This is a genomic window from Sphingorhabdus lacus (genome assembly GCF_009768975.1).
Taxonomy (GTDB): domain Bacteria; phylum Pseudomonadota; class Alphaproteobacteria; order Sphingomonadales; family Sphingomonadaceae; genus Sphingorhabdus_B; species Sphingorhabdus_B lacus.
In genome coordinates this window covers 452,488-469,771 of record NZ_CP035733.1, presented here as the reverse complement: position 1 = coordinate 469,771, position 17,284 = coordinate 452,488, and the positions used below count along the sequence as shown (strand labels likewise).

14 protein-coding genes are annotated in these 17,284 nt (G+C 58.4%); 6 read left to right on the top strand and 8 right to left on the bottom strand.

Going from position 1 to position 17,284, the window contains the following annotated elements; genetic code table 11:
• Positions 1–2 precede the first annotated feature (2 nt).
• From EUU25_RS02135 to EUU25_RS02120, 4 genes are all read right to left on the bottom strand, one after another.
• Complete coding sequence (locus EUU25_RS02135; protein WP_158897869.1) at positions 3–2,510, bottom strand: GcvT family protein; 2,508 nt, start codon at positions 2,508–2,510, stop codon at positions 3–5.
• Between the two features lie 133 nt (positions 2,511–2,643).
• Positions 2,644–3,360 carry a hypothetical protein gene (locus EUU25_RS02130; protein ID WP_158897867.1) on the bottom strand — a complete coding sequence of 239 codons (717 nt, stop codon included), beginning with the start codon at positions 3,358–3,360 and terminating at the stop codon, positions 2,644–2,646.
• Between the two features lie 15 nt (positions 3,361–3,375).
• On the bottom strand, positions 3,376–4,584 hold the full coding sequence (locus EUU25_RS02125) for a toxic anion resistance protein (RefSeq protein WP_158897865.1): 1,209 nt from the start codon (positions 4,582–4,584) through the stop codon (positions 3,376–3,378).
• A gap of 81 nt (positions 4,585–4,665) precedes the next feature.
• Complete coding sequence (locus EUU25_RS02120; RefSeq protein ID WP_158897863.1) at positions 4,666–5,370, bottom strand: arylesterase; 705 nt, start codon at positions 5,368–5,370, stop codon at positions 4,666–4,668.
• 42 nt (positions 5,371–5,412) lie between these two features.
• Between EUU25_RS02120 and EUU25_RS02115 the strand changes: the two genes are divergently transcribed.
• Positions 5,413–6,084, top strand: coding sequence for an ABC transporter ATP-binding protein (locus tag EUU25_RS02115; RefSeq protein WP_187351286.1), 672 nt, complete (start codon positions 5,413–5,415; stop codon positions 6,082–6,084).
• Positions 6,081–8,579: an ABC transporter permease gene (locus tag EUU25_RS02110; RefSeq protein ID WP_158897859.1), complete on the top strand. Its 2,499-nt coding sequence runs from the start codon at positions 6,081–6,083 to the stop codon at positions 8,577–8,579. The genes EUU25_RS02115 and EUU25_RS02110 overlap by 4 nt, the downstream gene beginning before the upstream one ends.
• Here the strand turns inward: EUU25_RS02110 and EUU25_RS02105 are convergent.
• On the bottom strand, positions 8,576–9,538 hold the full coding sequence (locus EUU25_RS02105) for a bile acid:sodium symporter family protein (protein WP_246162853.1): 963 nt from the start codon (positions 9,536–9,538) through the stop codon (positions 8,576–8,578). The genes EUU25_RS02110 and EUU25_RS02105 overlap by 4 nt on opposite strands.
• A 127-nt stretch (positions 9,539–9,665) precedes the next feature.
• On the opposite strand from EUU25_RS02105, the gene EUU25_RS02100 reads away from it, so the two are divergent.
• The 3 genes from EUU25_RS02100 to typA all read left to right on the top strand — a co-directional run bounded on the left by EUU25_RS02100 (position 9,666) and on the right by typA (position 13,489).
• Positions 9,666–10,601, top strand: a complete 936-nt coding sequence (locus EUU25_RS02100) for a tetratricopeptide repeat protein (RefSeq protein ID WP_158897857.1) — start codon at positions 9,666–9,668, stop codon at positions 10,599–10,601.
• Between the two features lie 38 nt (positions 10,602–10,639).
• Positions 10,640–11,506, top strand: coding sequence for a hypothetical protein (locus EUU25_RS02095; RefSeq protein WP_158897855.1), 867 nt, complete (start codon positions 10,640–10,642; stop codon positions 11,504–11,506).
• Positions 11,507–11,668: 162 nt separating this feature from the next.
• Complete coding sequence (gene typA, locus EUU25_RS02090) at positions 11,669–13,489, top strand: translational GTPase TypA (protein ID WP_158897853.1); 1,821 nt, start codon at positions 11,669–11,671, stop codon at positions 13,487–13,489.
• A gap of 79 nt (positions 13,490–13,568) precedes the next feature.
• On the opposite strand, the gene EUU25_RS02085 is transcribed toward typA, so the two are convergent.
• Together EUU25_RS02085 and EUU25_RS02080 are read right to left on the bottom strand one after the other, a co-directional pair.
• Positions 13,569–14,402: an outer membrane protein gene (locus EUU25_RS02085; RefSeq protein WP_158897851.1), complete on the bottom strand. Its 834-nt coding sequence runs from the start codon at positions 14,400–14,402 to the stop codon at positions 13,569–13,571.
• Between the two features lie 178 nt (positions 14,403–14,580).
• The gene (locus EUU25_RS02080; RefSeq protein WP_158897849.1) at positions 14,581–15,789 is read right to left on the bottom strand and encodes a BaiN/RdsA family NAD(P)/FAD-dependent oxidoreductase; all 1,209 of its coding nucleotides are present in this window, start codon (positions 15,787–15,789) and stop codon (positions 14,581–14,583) included.
• Between the two features lie 65 nt (positions 15,790–15,854).
• On the opposite strand from EUU25_RS02080, the gene EUU25_RS02075 reads away from it, so the two are divergent.
• On the top strand, positions 15,855–16,130 hold the full coding sequence (locus EUU25_RS02075; protein ID WP_158897847.1) for a DUF3297 family protein: 276 nt from the start codon (positions 15,855–15,857) through the stop codon (positions 16,128–16,130).
• Between the two features lie 9 nt (positions 16,131–16,139).
• Here the strand turns inward: EUU25_RS02075 and EUU25_RS02070 are convergent, their stop codons facing one another.
• Positions 16,140–17,282 (bottom strand): serine hydrolase domain-containing protein, encoded by a 1,143-nt coding sequence (locus EUU25_RS02070; protein WP_158897845.1) that lies wholly within the window; start codon positions 17,280–17,282, stop codon positions 16,140–16,142.
• Between the last annotated feature and the right edge of the window lie 2 nt (positions 17,283–17,284).

Here is a 17,284-nt window from a genome sequence, read left to right as displayed (position 1 = left end):
GCCTAGCTCCTGAGCGCCGTGTTTTCGGGGTCGAAGGGCGAATCTTCAATAATCGTGGCACGGTATCGCGTGCCCAAAATGGCGATTTCCAGTTCGACTCCCGTCACAGCCAGATCCGGCCGCACCATCGCCAACGCGAGCGATTTGCCCACCCGCCAGCCAAAGCCACCGGAGGTCGCACGACCTACGATCTCACCGCCCTGATAAATGGCTTCGGAGCCGCGTGCATCGGCATCCGTCACGCCGTGCACTTCCATCGTGACCAGCGCATTGGCAAATCCCTTGGCCTGCCACGCAAGCAACGCGTCTCTCCCGTGAAAGCCGGCTTTTTTCAAGCTGACAAAGCGGTCCAATCCGCTCTCAAAGGCGGCATATTCGACCGACAGTTCGCGTGGGATCAGTTTGTAGCTTTTTTCGAGCGCCATCGACGTCATCGCCCGGATACCGAACGGCTTGATGTCAAACTCGGCTCCGGCGGCCATCAATTCGTCAAAAATATAGTTTTGCATTTCGATGGGATGATGGATTTCCCAACCCAGTTCGCCAATGAAGTTGACCCGCAGTGCCTCGACCTGCGCAAGACCGATGCTGATCTTCTGTCCGGTCAGCCAGGGGAAAGCTTCGTTCGACAGATTTGCGTCGGTCAGTTTCTGCAAAAGTGCGCGCGATTTAGGACCCGCCAACACCAGCACGCCCATCGACGTGGTGAGCCGTTCGAAGCTTACCGAACCGTCCTTGGGCATCGCTTTTTTCAGATAGTCATGGTCGTGCCGCTCATAAGCGCCTGCCGACACCAGATAATAACGCTGGGGTGCCATTTTGTAGACGGTGAATTCACACCGCACTCCGCCCTTGTCGGTCAGCAAATAGGATAGCGTGACCCGGCCTACCTTTTTCGGCACGGCGTTGGTTAGCAACTGGTCCAGCCATGCCTCCGCGCCCGGCCCTGAAATTTCGCATTTGGCAAAGGCACTCATATCCTGAATGCCAACATTTTCATGTACATGGCGACATTCATTGCCAACATGTGTGAAATAGTTGGACCGGCGGAACGACCATTTCTCCCGGACAGCCTCGCCCGCAACAACGGGGTGATTATCGTTCAACAGCACATCCGGCTTGTCCAGATCGGCCTCGGTCAGGGCATAGCCCTCTGGCGCGAACCAGTTGGGACGCTCCCAGCCAAAAACGCTGCCAAAGACCGCACCCAAAGCCTTCATCCGGTCGTAACAAGGTGTCCGCCGCAAGGCGCGTCCGGCCTCCCTCTCTTCGTCGGGATAGTGGACGGTAAAGACTTTGGCGTAAGCTTCCTCGTTCTTTTCGATCAGGAAGCGGCGGCCGGCATAATCGCCAAAGCGGCGCGGATCGACGCCCATCATGTCGATGGTCGGTTCACCATCGACAATCCAGTGGGCAAGCTGCCAACCCGCGCCGCCTGCGGCCGTGACCCCGAAACTATGGCCTTCGTTGAGCCAGAAGTTTTTGAGGCCCCATGCCGGACCGACGATGGGCGACCCGTCGGGCGTATAGGCAATTGCGCCATTATAGACTTTCTTGATTCCGACTTCACCAAAGGCCGGGACACGTTTCATCGCGGCCAATATATATGGCTCCAGCCGTTCGAGAGCGTCGGGAAACAGTTCATATTCGCTGTTCGCCGCCGGGCCGTCGACATAGCAAGCAGGCGCACCGACTTCATAGGGGCCAAGCAGAAGGCCGCCTGCTTCTTCGCGCATATAATAGCTGGCGTCGGATTCCCGCAGCACGCCCATCTCGGGCAATCCGGCCTTTTTGCGGGCCATGATGTCGGGATGCTGTTCGGTTACGATATACTGGTGTTCGACCGGGATGACGGGGATATCCAGCCCGACCATCGCCCCTGTCGCCCGTGCAAAATTGCCGGAGCAGGAAACGACATGTTCGCATGTTATTTCGCCCTGATCGGTCGATACCAGCCATTCACCATTGGGCTGCTGCGTAATCGCGGTCACGGTCGTGTTGCGGTAAATGGTCGCACCACGCTGCCGCGCGCCTTTGGCCAAGGCCTGGGTCAGGTCGGCGGGTTGGATATAGCCATCGTCCGGATGCTGGATCGCGCCGATCACGCCATCCATATCGGCAAGCGGCCAGATGTCCTTCACCTGATCAGGCGTAAGGAAGTTGACGTTCACGCCAATCGTGCGCGCAACACCGGCATAATAATGATATTCATCCATGCGGTCGCGCGTGGTGGCAAGACGGATGTTGGTAACTTGCGAAAACCCTGCATGCAGGCCGGTCTCGGCTTCGAGGCTCGGATAAAGTCCGACCGAATATTGGTGAAGTTTTCCAACCGAATAGCTGAGGTTGAACAGCGGCAGCAGACCCGCTGCGTGCCAGGTCGACCCGGATGTCAGTTCCTTGCGTTCCAGCAGGACAACATCGCTCCACCCCATTTTGGCCAGATGGTATAATGTGCTGACGCCCACGACGCCGCCGCCAATTACCACTGCCCGTGCCGTCGTTTTCATGCAATCCACCCCAACCTTCAATGGATTTGCTATGTCAGAACAGTCCTGCGCGCAGCAATGCTATTGAACTGGTTGAGGGCCTGTATCGGGTATTCTAATAGCAACTATTAGCAATTATGAATTTGGAACGGAGCTAGGCGTTCGATGCGTCGGTGTCGTATTTCAGTTCGAGATAGCGGCCGCGCACCGCCAATTTATCGAGTTCACCCCGCGAAATCTGGCCGGTCATCGTTTCGATTTCGCGGTCGATCAGTTTCAAGCCGTCCAGAAGCTGCTGCTCAGGGGTTTTGCCGCCATGTTCCTTGCGCTTCAGGCTATCGGGTATCCGTTTGTAGCCGTTGATAAGCTCGGGCAAATGCTCACCCACCAGTTTGCGGACCTCGCGTGCTGCCGGATCATTGTCATCCAAAGTCTGCAATTGCGGCGCCAGTTGATCCAGCCGGATGCCGATATCCTGCATGACCGTCACCGCCGGTGCCGGCAAGGCAGGACGTTGCGATTCCAGCCAGATTTCGGTCTTGCCGGCCAAAGTGCCCAGATCGGTCTGGCGCAGGCTTTCGGTCGTCGGCATCGGCATATCGGGATAGCGCATCAGCAGATAGGCCGCCGCCGCGCCCACAAGGCCGGTAATCATCACGCCCCAAAATCCGATGCCGTCTATAATCGCACCGACAATACCAGCCCCGACGAGAACGGCCCCGACCGCAAGCGCTGCCTTGCTGACCTTGCCCCAGAAATGTGCGCGGCGCAGGGCCTGCGATTTGGTACCGATGGGCGGCATACGCACATTGCGCAGCGCACGGCGGCTGCTTTCAAGAATTTCGTCAGATTGCGAAGCGGGGCTGGTCATTCAAATCCTAAAGTTTCAGTTTTCCAACGAAGCGAGAAGTCCGCTGTCCTGTGTGGATTGCAGGGCCTGTGCCTGCCCTTCGGCGCGCGCAATATAGCCCTTCGACTTCTGCACTTCCTGCTCCAGCGCTTCCGACGTCTGCTTCATGCTGTCGAGCGCCTTCAGCTTGAACGTGTCGATGGCATCCATGGTGTCATAGATATTCTGGAATGCACGGCTCAATGTTTCGAGCGGGATGGTTGCGCCTGCCGCTTGTTCATGGATGCGCGCCGTATTGTCGCGCAGAAGCTGGCCGGTGGAATCGATGATGTTCGCCGTCGTCGTGTTCAACGCGGTAATCTGGTCGAGAACGAGTTTCTGGTTCGTCATGGCCTGTGCCACCGTCACCGCCGTCCGCAATGCGCCAACGGTGGTCGTCGAGGCGCGGTCCACGCCCTTCACCAGCTCGACATTGTTCTTTTTGACGAGATCAAGCGCCAGATAACCCTGGACGGTCACCGCCATCTGGGTCAGCAAATCCTGCGTGCGCTGGCGCACGTAGAATAGCGCGCTTTCCTTGATGGCGCGCGATTTTGCCGGATCGGACAGCTCCAGTTCCGCCGCCTTTTCCTCCAACTTGGCATCCAGCTGCTTGGACATGACGATCATCTGTTCCAGCTTGCCCATGGCAACCCAGAGATTCTGCCGCTCCACATCAATGGCGGCATTGTCCATCAACAACTCGTCCTTGCCATTGCCCAACCGTCCAAGGATCGAACTGATATGGGTTTGCGAGCTTTGGTAGCTGTCGAAATAATTGCGCAGCTTGCTGCCCCAGGGAATGATGCCAAAGAGCTTTTCCTTGGTCATCAGATTGCCCTTTTTCGAAGGGTCCAGATCCTCAACCACGCGGCGCAGTTCGGCAAGATCGGCGCCAACGCCTGATCCTTCGTCCATCCGCCGGATCGGTTTGTCGAGGAAACGGTTCGATTGCGCCGAAGCCTCCATGATTTCCTTGCGGCCCATATTGGTCAACTGGTCGACGCGTTTGCCGAATTCGGGGCTGTTCACATCCTGCGCGATCAGATCGGCAACATAGGCCTCGACGCGTTCTTCCAGCTTCGACTTCTGTTCATCGGTTACCGGGACCAGCCCCATGGCCTGTTGCGGGGCAACGGTGGGCACTGGATCAGGCGGTGTCAGCTTCAGTTCGCTGACGGTCTGGGTAACGGTTTCAGTCGACATGGTCACTTTCCTCTGTCTATCAGATACGCAACAGATGGAACGAGTGCCTGACCTTTTCAAGCACTTACGTCCCCAGCTGTATTATTTTTCTAATACAGCGCTCCGATTATCCATCAATGTGGCTTCGACCAGAGGCGATAATCCTTCGACAACGCGCGTCACGCCCTTGGCATTGGGATGAACATTATCCTTGAGCATCAATGATTTATCCATAACAACACCTTCCAGAAAGAAGGGATAGAGCTTTGCGCCATATTGCGCGGCCAGTTCCGGATAAAGCGGATTGAACTCGCGGGCATAATCGGCCCCCAAATTCGGCGCGGATAGCATGCCGGTCATGACCACCTTGATTTTACGCCGCTGCAGCTCTTGCAGCATGGCTTCGAGGTTGGCCCGCGTCTCCTTTGGCTTGATACCGCGTAGCATGTCATTACCGCCAAGGCCGAGAACGACCAGATCGGGCTTGCGCTCCAGATTGTCGAGCACGAAGTTCAGACGTGTCCGGCCTGCTGCGGTAGTATCGCCCGATACGCCGGCATTGTGGACACGGGCGTTTATCCCGTCTTCTTTCAGGGCCGCCTGCAATTGCGGTGCTAGCCCTTCATTGGGGGCCAATTGATATCCGGCAAAAAGGCTATCACCGAAGGCGACGACCAATTTATCGCCAGCACCTTGCTCGCCCGATGCCATTTCAATGGGTTCATCTTCTACGGGATTATTCCCGCATGCCGCCAACCCTTGGATTGCGACAAGAAGCACACCATATATCCAAAAACCTCTGCTCATAAGGACATCTCCTTGCACGCTCCTGTTAACTTGGCATCTGATATGGCAATCCGCGCATCAAATGTCACCCTAAGCCTTGGCAGTAATGATGCTGCCGTGTCGATTTTACGCGGCGTCGACCTTGAGATACCCTATGACAGCAGCGTTGCTTTGCTCGGCCCTTCGGGTTCGGGTAAGTCGTCGCTGATGGCCGTGCTGGCCGGACTGGAGCAGGCAAGCGGCGGCACCGTGCAAGTCGACGGTCTGGATTTCCGGCAATTGAACGAGGACGAACTGGCACGCGCCCGCCGTGGGCGCATTGGCATCGTGCTGCAGGCATTCCACCTTCTCCCCACCATGTCGGCGCTGGAAAATGTCGCCACACCCATGGAACTCGCCGGAATTGAAGATCCCTTCGGCCGTGCCGAGGCTGAATTGCAAGCGGTCGGGCTGGGGCACCGCCTGACCCACTATCCATCGCAGCTTTCGGGCGGGGAACAGCAGCGCGTGGCCATCGCCCGTGCCATGGCCGCTGCGCCGAAGATCATCTTCGCCGATGAACCAACCGGCAATCTGGACGGCACCACCGGCGCATCCATTATTGATCTGTTATTCGAACGCCGCGCCGCGCTGGGTGCGACATTGCTGATCATCACGCATGACCCTGAGCTGGCGCGCAAATGCGACCGAGTCATCGCCATGCAGGACGGCCATATCGTGGAAAGCGCTGCATGAGCCTTTCGCTTGCCGCCATATGGCGCATTTCCCGGCGTGATCTGTCGACCCGGATTCGCGGACTGCGACTGCTCGCCATCTGCCTGTTCCTGGGCGTGGCCACCCTTGCCGCAATCGGCAGCCTGACCGCCGGAATCAGCGAAGAGCTGTCCCGCCGTGGCCAGACCATATTGGGCGGCGATGTCGAAATCGGGATTGCCCAACGCCAAGCCAATGCCGCCGAACTCGCCTCTATGCGTAAGGCAGGCGCAGTGTCCGAAACGGTCCGCCTGCGGGCCATGGCCATAGGCGAGGACAGCCTGCTGGCCGAACTGAAGGCCGTCGACGGCCTCTACCCCCATTATGGAAGCCTGAAACTGGCCGGCACCGGCACCGCACAGACACCCGAAAAGGGTGAAATCTACATCGGCCCGACCCTGTCCGACCGTCTCGGCATAAAGCAGAATGAGACAGTCCGCTTTGGCGAGGCAACGTTTAAGGTCGCCGGTATCATATCGGAAGAACCCGACCGCCTTGGTGAAGGCTTCACACTCGGCCCTGTGGCCATCATCAACATGGCGTCCTTACCGGACACAAAGCTGATCCAGCCGGGCAGCATGTATGAGGCAAAATACCGGATCAAACTGCCCCCGCAACAGGATGCCGCTGCGGTCGCCAAAGCGCTGGAGGCGCAATTTCCGTCGGCGGGTTGGGAAATCACCGACCGGTCAAACGGCGCACCCGGAACGCGGCGCTTTATCGAACGCATGGGCCAGTTTTTGACGCTGGTCGGCTTGGCGGCACTCGTCATTGCAGGCATCGGTGTCGGCAATGGCGTCGGCAGCTATCTTGCCAGCAAACGCGCAAGCATTGCCACGTTGAAGGTAAATGGCGCCGACAGCGGCGTTATCTTCCGCATCTATATGCTCCAGATCCTCACCGTTTCCATTGGTGCAATCCTTGTAGGGCTTGCGGTCGGAAGCGTCATGCCCTTGGCAATCGGTTGGGTCGCAGGCGATATATTGCCCGTTGCACCGGGCTATACGGTGCATCCAATTCCCTTGGCGGTCAGCGCCCTTTACGGATTGCTCATCGCCATTGCCTTCGCACTTCCGCCTTTGGCCCGCGCGCGGACCGTTCCGGCTGCGGGGCTTTTCCGCTCCATTGTCGAGGGCGATTCCCGTATCGACCGCCGCAGCCTTGCCTGGGTGATTGGCGCCATAGTCGCCATTATCGCCATTGCCGTCGGTACAGCGCGTGAGCCCCTCTTTTCGCTCGCCTTTGTCGGTGCCGCGTTTGGTTTGCTCTTGCTGCTGACCGGCATCGCATGGCTGCTGCGCTTCATCGTCATCCGCTTGCCACGTCCCAAAGCGCCACTGCCCCGTCTCGCGCTTGCCAATTTGCACAGGCCGGGTGCCCAGACGCAGGCCCTCGTCGTGGCGCTTGGACTAGGGCTGACGCTGTTCGTCACGCTCGCGGCAATCCAGACGAGCATCGGCAACGAAATTAAAAACAGCATCCCCGAAAGGGCGCCCAGCTTTTTCATTCTCGATATCCCGCGTGACGGCACGGAACGTTTTACCGAAATGGTCAAAAGCGCCGACCCCAAAGCAACGGTCAACATGATCCCTGCACTGCGCGGCACCATCGTCGAATTTGGCGGGCAACGCGTCGACCAGTTGAAGGAACTCCCCGAAGGCGCATGGGTATTGAACGGCGATCGCGGCCTGACCTACAGCGCCGAACTGCCTAAGGGCAGCGAAGTGGTTGCGGGCGAATGGTGGCCCGCCGATTATAAGGGACCGCCCCTGATCAGCCTCGAAGCCGAAGTCGCGGCGACCTTGGGCCTGAAAGTCGGCGACAGCATGACGGTCAGCCTGCTCGGCGTCGAAGTGCCCGCAAAGATCGCCTCTTTACGGACGGTCAAATGGGACAATTTCGGGCTGAATTATGTGATCGTCTTTTCGCCGGGCAGCCTGGATGCCGCACCCCATAATATGGTCGCGACATTGACCGTGTCAAAACCGGCCGAAGCCGTTCTGGCAAAAGCCCTGCCCCCTGTCTTTCCCTCCGCCTCGCTAATCGAAGTGGGCGAAGTGACCGCGCAGATCACGACGCTCCTGTCGCAAATGGCACAAGCCATTGCCGCAGCGGCGTCCATCGCGATTTTGGCGGGTATCGCCGTTCTGGTCGGCGCGATCGCCGCGGCCCGCCAGTCGCGGATTTACGACAGCGTGATCATGAAGATGCTCGGATCGTCGCGCGGCCAGATTTTGGGAGCGCAGGCATTGGAATATGGCATCCTCGCGCTGGTCCTTGGTCTGCTGTCGCTTGGTCTTGGCATGGCCGCCGGATGGTATGTCATCGTCCAGATCTTCGACTTCAGCTTTTCGCCTGATCCGGTAATCTTGGCGATTACCTTGATTGGTGGCGCAGGGATCACCTTCATCTTGGGGATCGTAGGGTCACTTCCCATCCTCGCGGCACGTCCGGCGGAAGCCTTGCGCAGCCTCTAATCGGGGGTGCGCGCCAGCCGCTTTGCCAAGGGGGCAGAGGCGATCAGTTGCAGTTGGTGGTACAGGATAGTGGGCACGATCATCAATCCCGCCAGCGTGGGCGGAAATAGCAGGGCCGCCATGGGTGCGCCAATCGCAATACTCTTGTGCGCCCCTGCGAATAACAGGCTAATGCGGTCCTCATATGGAAAGCCGAAGACTCCGCCGATCAGCCACGCTGCGCCGAAGGCAATGGCCAGAAATATGCCTGCAAACAGCAGAAGGTAGAAGAGCGACAGGGCCTCGATACCCGCCAAGGCTCCGCTGGTGACAGCCGCGCCGAAGGCGACATAGACGGCAAGCAGAATGACGCCTCGGTCGAAAAATGTTAGCAAATATCGCTGGTCCACCGCCCATTTGCCGAGCCATTTCTGCGTCGCCTGCCCCAATATAAAGGGCAGAAGAAGCATTGTGATGATCTTGACCACAACATTTCCACCAATCGCCACGCCCGATGCGCTGCCCAGCAGCAGCGCGAATAGCAGCGGGGTCAGAAATATGCCCGACAGGTTGGACAAGGCCGAACCGATGACCGATGCGGCAATATTCCCTCGGGCAAGCGATGTGTAGCTAACCGCGGACTGCACCGTGGAAGGCAAGATGGCTGCATAGAGTAGGCCCACCGCCAGAGCGGCAGGAAGAAACTGGGCGGCGATTTTCGATATTCCGATCCCGAGCAAAGGCATCAGAATGAAGGTGAAAGCAAGCATCGTCCCCTGCAACCGCCAGCCGAGCATGGCCCGGGCAACTTCCTGGCGTGGCAATCGCAAACCATGCAAGAAAAACAGGCAGAAAATTCCTGCAAATGATATATTCTGTGCCCAAGGAAGCGCTTCTTTGGACAGCGGAAACATCCACGCAACCAACAGCGTGCCAAAAAGCATCAGTACAAAATTATCGGGAAGGAATTTTCGGAGCACGTCGGGCCAGCACTGTTGAAGCAGCCGCCTGATGGCTCAAAATTGGCAGAGCAGCAAGCATACACTTTACCAGACATACAAAGTCATGCTATGTATATTGGGAATTTTTGGAAAAAGGACTGATTCAATGGGCATCTTGAACCGTAAACTCGTGCTGGTCACATCGTCGGCCATTTTGGCATTTGCCGCTGCGCCTTCTTATTCCGCAGGCGGCGGCGGGGGTGGCGGGGGCGGCACCCCGAGCCAGTCTGCGCCCGAATATGATCCCGCGGTCGACTATCAAAAGGGTGCGACCGCATTTCGCGCCGGACAATATGCCGACGCGGCAAAGTCCTTCAAAAGAGTGGTGGGCGCGATGCCGCGTAATGCCCAGGCCCAATATCTACTGGGCGCCAGTTATATGGCGCTTTCGGACTTCAAAAAGGCCAAGGGTCCGTTGACGGCAGCTGTGCGCTATGACGACAAATTGATTGAAGCACGGCGGGATCTCGGAATTGTGCATGCCAAGCTTGGCGCCGCCGACAAAGCCAACGAACAGGTTGCGGCGCTGAAGGCCATGGCGTCCAACTGCGGCACCGGCTGCCGCGATGCGGCGCGCCTGAATGATGCCATTGCCAAGGTCGAAGCTGCGGTTGCGGCCGGTAAGACGGCCATGGGCCCGGTAAAACCTGATGTCGATCTGGCCCAGGCTATTACCGCCGACGCCGTCTATGTGCAGGCCGTCAGCCTCATCAACGAAAAGCGTTATGAAGAGGCGATTGCCCAACTCGACAATGCCCTCTGGGCTGCAGGACCGCACCCCGACATCCTCACATATCTGGGTTTCGCCAACCGGAAGCTGCATAAATATGATGTGGCCGAGGGCTATTATCAGGCGGCGCTTTCCATCGCACCGAAGCATCGCGGCGCGCTGGAATATTATGGCGAATTGAAGTTGGAGCGTGGAAATGTGGCCGGGGCCAAGGCGCATCTGGCGCAGCTGGAAACAATCTGCGGCTTTGGCTGTCATGAGGCCGACGAGCTTCGCCGCTGGATCAAGGAGGCGGCCACATCCGCAGGCTGATTACAGCTTTCGTAACCGCACTATTGGGCGGAGCGGCCTTGGCGGCCTCTCCGTCCGATGTCCTGCAATCGCTCTGGTGGACAGCGCCCGGCCATGAAATGGTCGCGGCAACGAAGCAGCCAAGCGCCTGCCTTTCCTATTCCGAAACAGACGCGAAGATGGTGTATGCCGGACAAGCGCTCTTCAACACCCCTGCCCTATTGGGCGGACAAGCAGCGAAAGCGAACATCAGTTGCGCCAGTTGCCACGCTAACGGCCGCGATAATCCGCATTTTTTCGTGCAGGGTTTGTCCAAGGAGCCCGGCACGGCCGACGTCACAAGCGCCTTTTTCAGCCTTGCACGGGCGAATGCCGTTGCGGATGCGGCGCATATTCCCGACCTTGCGCAACCGGGCAAAATCTCCCGGGCGGATAATGACCCTGCCCTCGAACGCTTCATTCGCACGCTGATTGTCGAGGAATTTTCGGGAAAAGAACCGAATGCGACGACCTTGTCGGCCTTGGCACATTATGTCCGCTCCATCCGGAACTGCGAGGGCGGCGGCCTGCAATCGCGCAGTGTGCGCGACCAGATCGCTCTCATTGACGCGGCATTTGAAGGTCTGCAGCGCCCAAGCGACGCCGCCACGACACAGTTGCTGATCCGCACCGTCCGCCACCAGCTCGGCCTGATCAATGAACGCTACCCCGGCGCGCGCTTTGCCGCACAGCGTCAGGCGTTGCTGAACAGTTCACGGCATCTTGAAACACTCGGCGAAGAAAGCGACATCGCGTTGCGTGCGGTAGCGCTTGCCGCGTGGCGCCACGACTTCAAGGCTGACTTTGTCCCCGGCCTGATCGCGGCTGAGCGCCATTCGCTCTACAATGAAAGGGTCTTCAGTGCCGCCCTGAAAAAGGCCCGCTGACGCATCTCTGTCCGTTTGCACGACACATATCCCACGCAGACCGCAGGAATTGCGGATGGAAAGACGTTCGAATGTTGCGCCGCAGCACATATTGGGTTAAGGGCGCGCCAGAATCTGGTGGCATGTTGCTGCCAAACTGACCTCCCAAAAGGCCTATTGCACATGTCTTTGCGTAACATCGCCATCATCGCGCACGTCGATCACGGCAAAACCACCCTTGTTGACCAGCTTTTCCGCCAGTCCGGCACCTTCCGCGACAACCAGCGCATTGAAGAGCGCGCCATGGATTCGAACGACCTCGAAAAAGAACGCGGCATCACCATTCTTGCCAAGTGCACCAGCGTCGAATGGAACGACACGCGCATCAATATCGTCGACACCCCCGGTCACGCCGACTTCGGCGGCGAAGTTGAGCGGATTCTCAGCATGGTCGACGGCGTCATCCTGCTGGTGGACTCGTCCGAAGGCGCAATGCCGCAGACGAAATTTGTGACCGGCAAGGCCCTCGCCCTCGGTCTGCGCCCCATCGTTGTCGTCAACAAGGTCGACCGCCCCGATGAGCGTATCCAGGAAGTGCTCGACGAAGTGTTCGACCTGTTCGTCTCGCTCGACGCGACCGATGAGCAGCTCGACTTCCCCGTACTCTACGCATCGGGCCGTAACGGCTATGCCTCGATGGACCCGAGCGCACGCGAAGGCACGTTGACGCCGATGTTCGAAACCATCGTTTCGCACGTTCCCGAGCCCAAGGCCGATGTCGATGGCGAATTCAAGATGCTCGTCACCTTGCTTGACCGCGACAACTTCCTCGGCCGCATTCTGACCGGCCTCGTGCTTTCGGGCACGGTCAAGGTCAATCAGCAAATCCATGCGCTGAACCCCGATGGCAAGATTGTCGAGGCGGGCCGCGCGTCCAAGATCATGTCCTTCCGCGGACTGGAGCGTATTCCGGTCGAACAGGCACAGGCGGGCGACATCATCTCGATCGCAGGTCTGACCACCGCAACTGTGGCCGACACCATCGCCGAACCAAGCGTGACCGAGCCGCTGCACGCGCAGCCGATCGATCCGCCCACGCTGTCGATGCGCTTTTCGGTCAATGACTCGCCCATGGCGGGCCGCGAAGGCACCAAAGTCACGAGCCGTATGATCCGTGACCGTCTGCTGCGCGAAGCCGAGAGCAATGTGGCCATCCGCGTTACCGAATCCGATGACCGTGACAGCTTCGAAGTTGCCGGTCGCGGCGAACTCCAGTTGGGCGTTCTCATCGAAACGATGCGCCGTGAAGGCTTTGAACTCGGCATCTCGCGTCCCAAGGTGCTGTTCCGCGAAGACGAATCCGGCAACCGGACCGAGCCTTATGAAAGCGTCGTGATCGACGTTGATGACGAACATTCGGGTACCGTCGTCGAGAAAATGGCGCTGCGCAAAGGCGAAATGACCGACATGCGCCCTTCGGGCGGCGGCAAGACCCGCATCACCTTCAGCGCACCTTCGCGTGGCCTGATCGGTTACCATGGCGAATTCCTGTCCGACACGCGCGGCACTGGTATCATGAACCGCCTGTTCGAAAAATATGGCCCCTATCGTGGTCCGATTGAAGGCCGCAAAAATGGCGTGCTGATTTCGAACGGCAACGGCGAAGCAGTAGCATATGCCCTTGGCCCGTTGGAAGAGCGTGGCATCCTGTTCGTATCGCCCGGTGAGGCCCTCTATGAAGGCATGATCATCGGCGAAAACGCGAAGCCGGATGATCTTGAAGTCAATCCGATGAAGTCGAAGCAGCTCACCAACTTCCGCTCGACCGGTAAGGACGATGCCATCCGCCTGACACCGCCGAAGGTGATGACGCTGGAACAGGCCATCGCCTATATCGACGACGATGAAATGGTCGAAGTAACGCCAAAGAATATTCGTATCCGCAAATCTTTGCTCGATCCCAATGAGCGCAAGAAAGCATCGCGGAAAAAAGAAGCGGCCTAACCCGCAGCCTCGCATAACCGAAAACACAAAGGGCGCCGGAATTCCGACGCCCTTTGTTTTTGTCTGACGTCCGTTTCGTTTAGAAGCGGAACGCTGCGGTCAGGCGGATATTGTGCATATCGAAATCGCTGTCGTCACGCTTCATGTTCGTACCCGCCGCATTGGTAAGCAGGAACGGATTGGTTGCGGCTGCGGTTCCCGGACCAACGGCGACCACGAAATCATCGTCGACATAATTGGTGTAGAGATATTCGAGACCCAGCGAGAAATTGCGCGAGATCTTCACTTCGGTACCACCGCCATAGCTGTAGCCCCAGCTGCTGGTCTTGCCATTGGTTGAGAAGCTGTTCGCGCCGTTGCTGGTCGCAAACCCGTTATCGATCTTGGCGTAAGCAGCACCACCGGTTGCATAGAACAACGCTCCCCGTGCGGCATAACCCACGCGTGCGCGGGCACCGAGCGAATAGTCGAGTTCGCGGGTGAAGGTGTAAAATGCGGGGGTCGTGCTGTAAGCAGTTACGCTGTCGCGCGACTTCGACTTACCGCCGTCCAGCACCACACCGAAGACAATGTTGCCGTTTTGCACGTCATAACCGGCACGGCCATAATATTCGAGGCCGTCCTTATCACCACGGCAGCCGTCGATCGGCGCAGTGCCATTGGCCGCACCACCGCAGAAACCGGGCGAGAACGCATCTGCGCCCAATACGGTACGAACAGTGTCGCTGTAATCTCCGTCGAGATTAGTGTCGAAGACAACGCCTTCGTTACGGTCGTTATTTTGCGCACCGATACCAATGGAGCCGCCAATATAGCCGCCTTCCCACTGTTCATCTTCAGATTGTGCGAAAGCAGGGGTGGCGAGGAGCGCGAGCGATGCCGTCGCCAGCATCAAGGGAGAGGAGAATTTCATAAGCTTGTCCTTTTCGTGTCAGTAAATGACGCGGGACAAACACGGCAAAGCTGCTTTGGTGCCAGAAATGGGCAAAAAATTTTACGCTGCGTCCTAAAAGACACGCGTAAAAAGCTGAAATTGTTCCCTAATTGCGACGAACCGAGTACGGGGACGCAACAATTGAGGCTATCAACGCTTAGAGGGATGAGCCCGCGGCCACCCCGCTGGCCCAGGCCCATTGGAAGTTGTAGCCGCCGAGCCACCCGGTCACATCAACCGCTTCCCCGATGAAAAACAGACCTGGGACCGTGCGCGCTTCCATAGTCTTCTGTGACAGGCCATCCGTGCTGATCCCGCCTGCAGTGACTTCAGCCTTGGCATAGCCTTCGGTGCCATTGGGGGTGAAAGGCCAGTCGGACAATTTGCGTTCCGCTTCCTCCAGCCGGCGGTCAGGCCAGTCGGCCAAATTGCCCCCATCCCCGATCCGGTCGGCCAAGATGTCGGCAAGCCGCGAAGACAAGGACGCGGAAAGCGCGGACTTGATCGTCGTGCGCGGTTTCTCTCGTTTCAGGTCACGCAACCATCCTGATGGCTGGTCCGGCAGGAAATCGACGCCGATCGGCTGCCCGTGCCGCCAATAGGAGGATATCTGCAGAACAGCGGGGCCCGAAAGACCCTTATGCGTCAGCAATGCCGCCTCGCGGAAACGGACCTTGCCGCAGCGCGCCTCGACATCGGCCGAAACGCCCGAGAGTTCCCGAAACAGCACGTCGTCACCGCCCAAGGTGAACGGAACCAGCGCAGGACGCGGCTCGACGATTTTCAGGCCGAATTGGCGGGCAAGATCATAGGCAAAGCCGGTCGCCCCCATTTTGGGAATGCTCGGGCCGCCTGTCGCGATCACCAGCGCTGGTGCCGAAGCCTTCAGGCCATTGTAGACAACATGATATAAGTCATCCGCGCGGCGGACATCCGAAATGGGTGCGTGGAAAGCAAAATCTACCCGACCACCCGCGGCTTCGGATTTGTCGCACTCGTCCATGAGCATTTCGACAATTTGCCGCGCACTGTCGTCGCAGAACAACTGCCCCAGCGTTTTTTCGTGAAAGGCAATGCCGTGCGCCTGCACCATTTCGATAAAATCGGTCGGAGTATAACGGCCCAAGGCCGACTTGGCGAAATGCGGATTGGCAGAAAGATAGCGTTCCTGAGCATTGGCGCTGGTCGCGTTGACATTGGTAAAGTTGCACCGGCCACCGCCCGAGATCAGGATTTTCTTTCCCGGTCCGCTCGCATGGTCGATCACGAGAACGCGCCGCCCTCGCTGCCCCGCTGTTAGGGCGCACATCAGCCCTGCCCCGCCTGCCCCGAGGATGATCGCATCATAATTACCGGATTTTGCCATAGAAAGCCTCTGCACTGCTCAGTCGATATTGCCAAGTGCGAAGCTTTCCGGCAAAGGCGCGGCCTATGACCGACAAAGCCGATACTCCGCCCGATCACCTCTCGATCAATCCCATGAGCCCCCATTTCGATGGCGACCTTCTTTCGCGAGGCGTTGGCATTCGCTTCAAGGGCGAACAGCGCACGACGGTGGAAGAATATTGCATTTCCGAAGGCTGGATCAAGGTTCAGGCCGGCAAGGCGCGCGACCGCAAGGGCAATCCTCTGCTGATCAAGCTGAGCGGACCGGTCGAAGCCTGGTTCGAAGATCTGGGCGACGACGCACCGGTCGCCAAGGCCTAAACGTCTTTTTTATCCCCGCGGAAAAAGCGCGATCAGCTTGACGAATTGATCGTCGAGTGGATCGAGCTTGTCATCCGGTGTCTTACCCAACCGCACGATCGTCAGGCGATGTTGCGGCGACACGATGACGAACTGCCCCAGATGCCCCAGTGCGGCAAAAACATCCGACGGCGCCTTTCCGGGAAAGAGCACTTGATCCTGCCCATTGGCGCGGGGACGGTTCAGCCAGATATGTGCGCCATAGCTATTGTCGTTCCGGCTCGGTGTTTTCATGAACCGCGTCCAGCTCGTCGGCAGAAGCTGCGCCGCCCGTACGGACCCATTGTTCCTCAGAAACTCGCCGAACTTCGCCCAATCGCGGGCGGTGGCATGGATCATGCTGCCGCCAAGCATCGTGCCGTTACGGTCAAACTGGGGAACGGCGCTGGTCATACCCAAGGGTTCGAACAAACGCCCCCGCGCATATTCAAGCATGGCGTCGCGCCGGACTTCGGGGTCTTTGCTTTCCGTGAGCGAGCGCGTCATGATGTCGGCCAATATGTTGCTGGTCGCGCTGCTATATTCGAACTTCTTGCCGGGGTCGGCTTCCAATGGTCGCGTTTCGGCATAGCGGGCGACATTTTCGCGGCCATCCAGAAACAGCATTCGCGGCGTATCGGCATCGAAAATCTCGACCTCACCTTCCGCCATTTCGGTATGGTCGAGGCCGGACGACATATGCAGCAAATGGCGCAGGGTAATCGCAGCCCGTCCGTCGCGCGGGGTTTGCCATTCAGGAACCGGTGCCGGTTCATCGAGCGCGAGCCGTCCGTCTGCAACCATTAGGCCCACAAGAGTGGCGGTGACGCTTTTCGCCATGGACCAGCTGATCAGCCGCGTGTCGGGACCATAGCCCGGCGCATAACGTTCGGCGATGACCCGTCCGCCCTGCATGACAACCAAGGCCCGTGTCTCGGACAGTGCGGGATCTTCAAAAAAGGGTGCAATCGCAGCCGCAAGACGATCCTTGCTGACCACGGCGTCATCGACAATGTAGGTTTCACCGGGTCCGGCAGCTGCTTTCGCAGTTGGCTCTTGGGCACAGGAACCCAAGGCGATTGACGCGATGGCACAAAAAGCGGTTGCGGCGGTGGTAAATTTGTTCCTAGGCATGG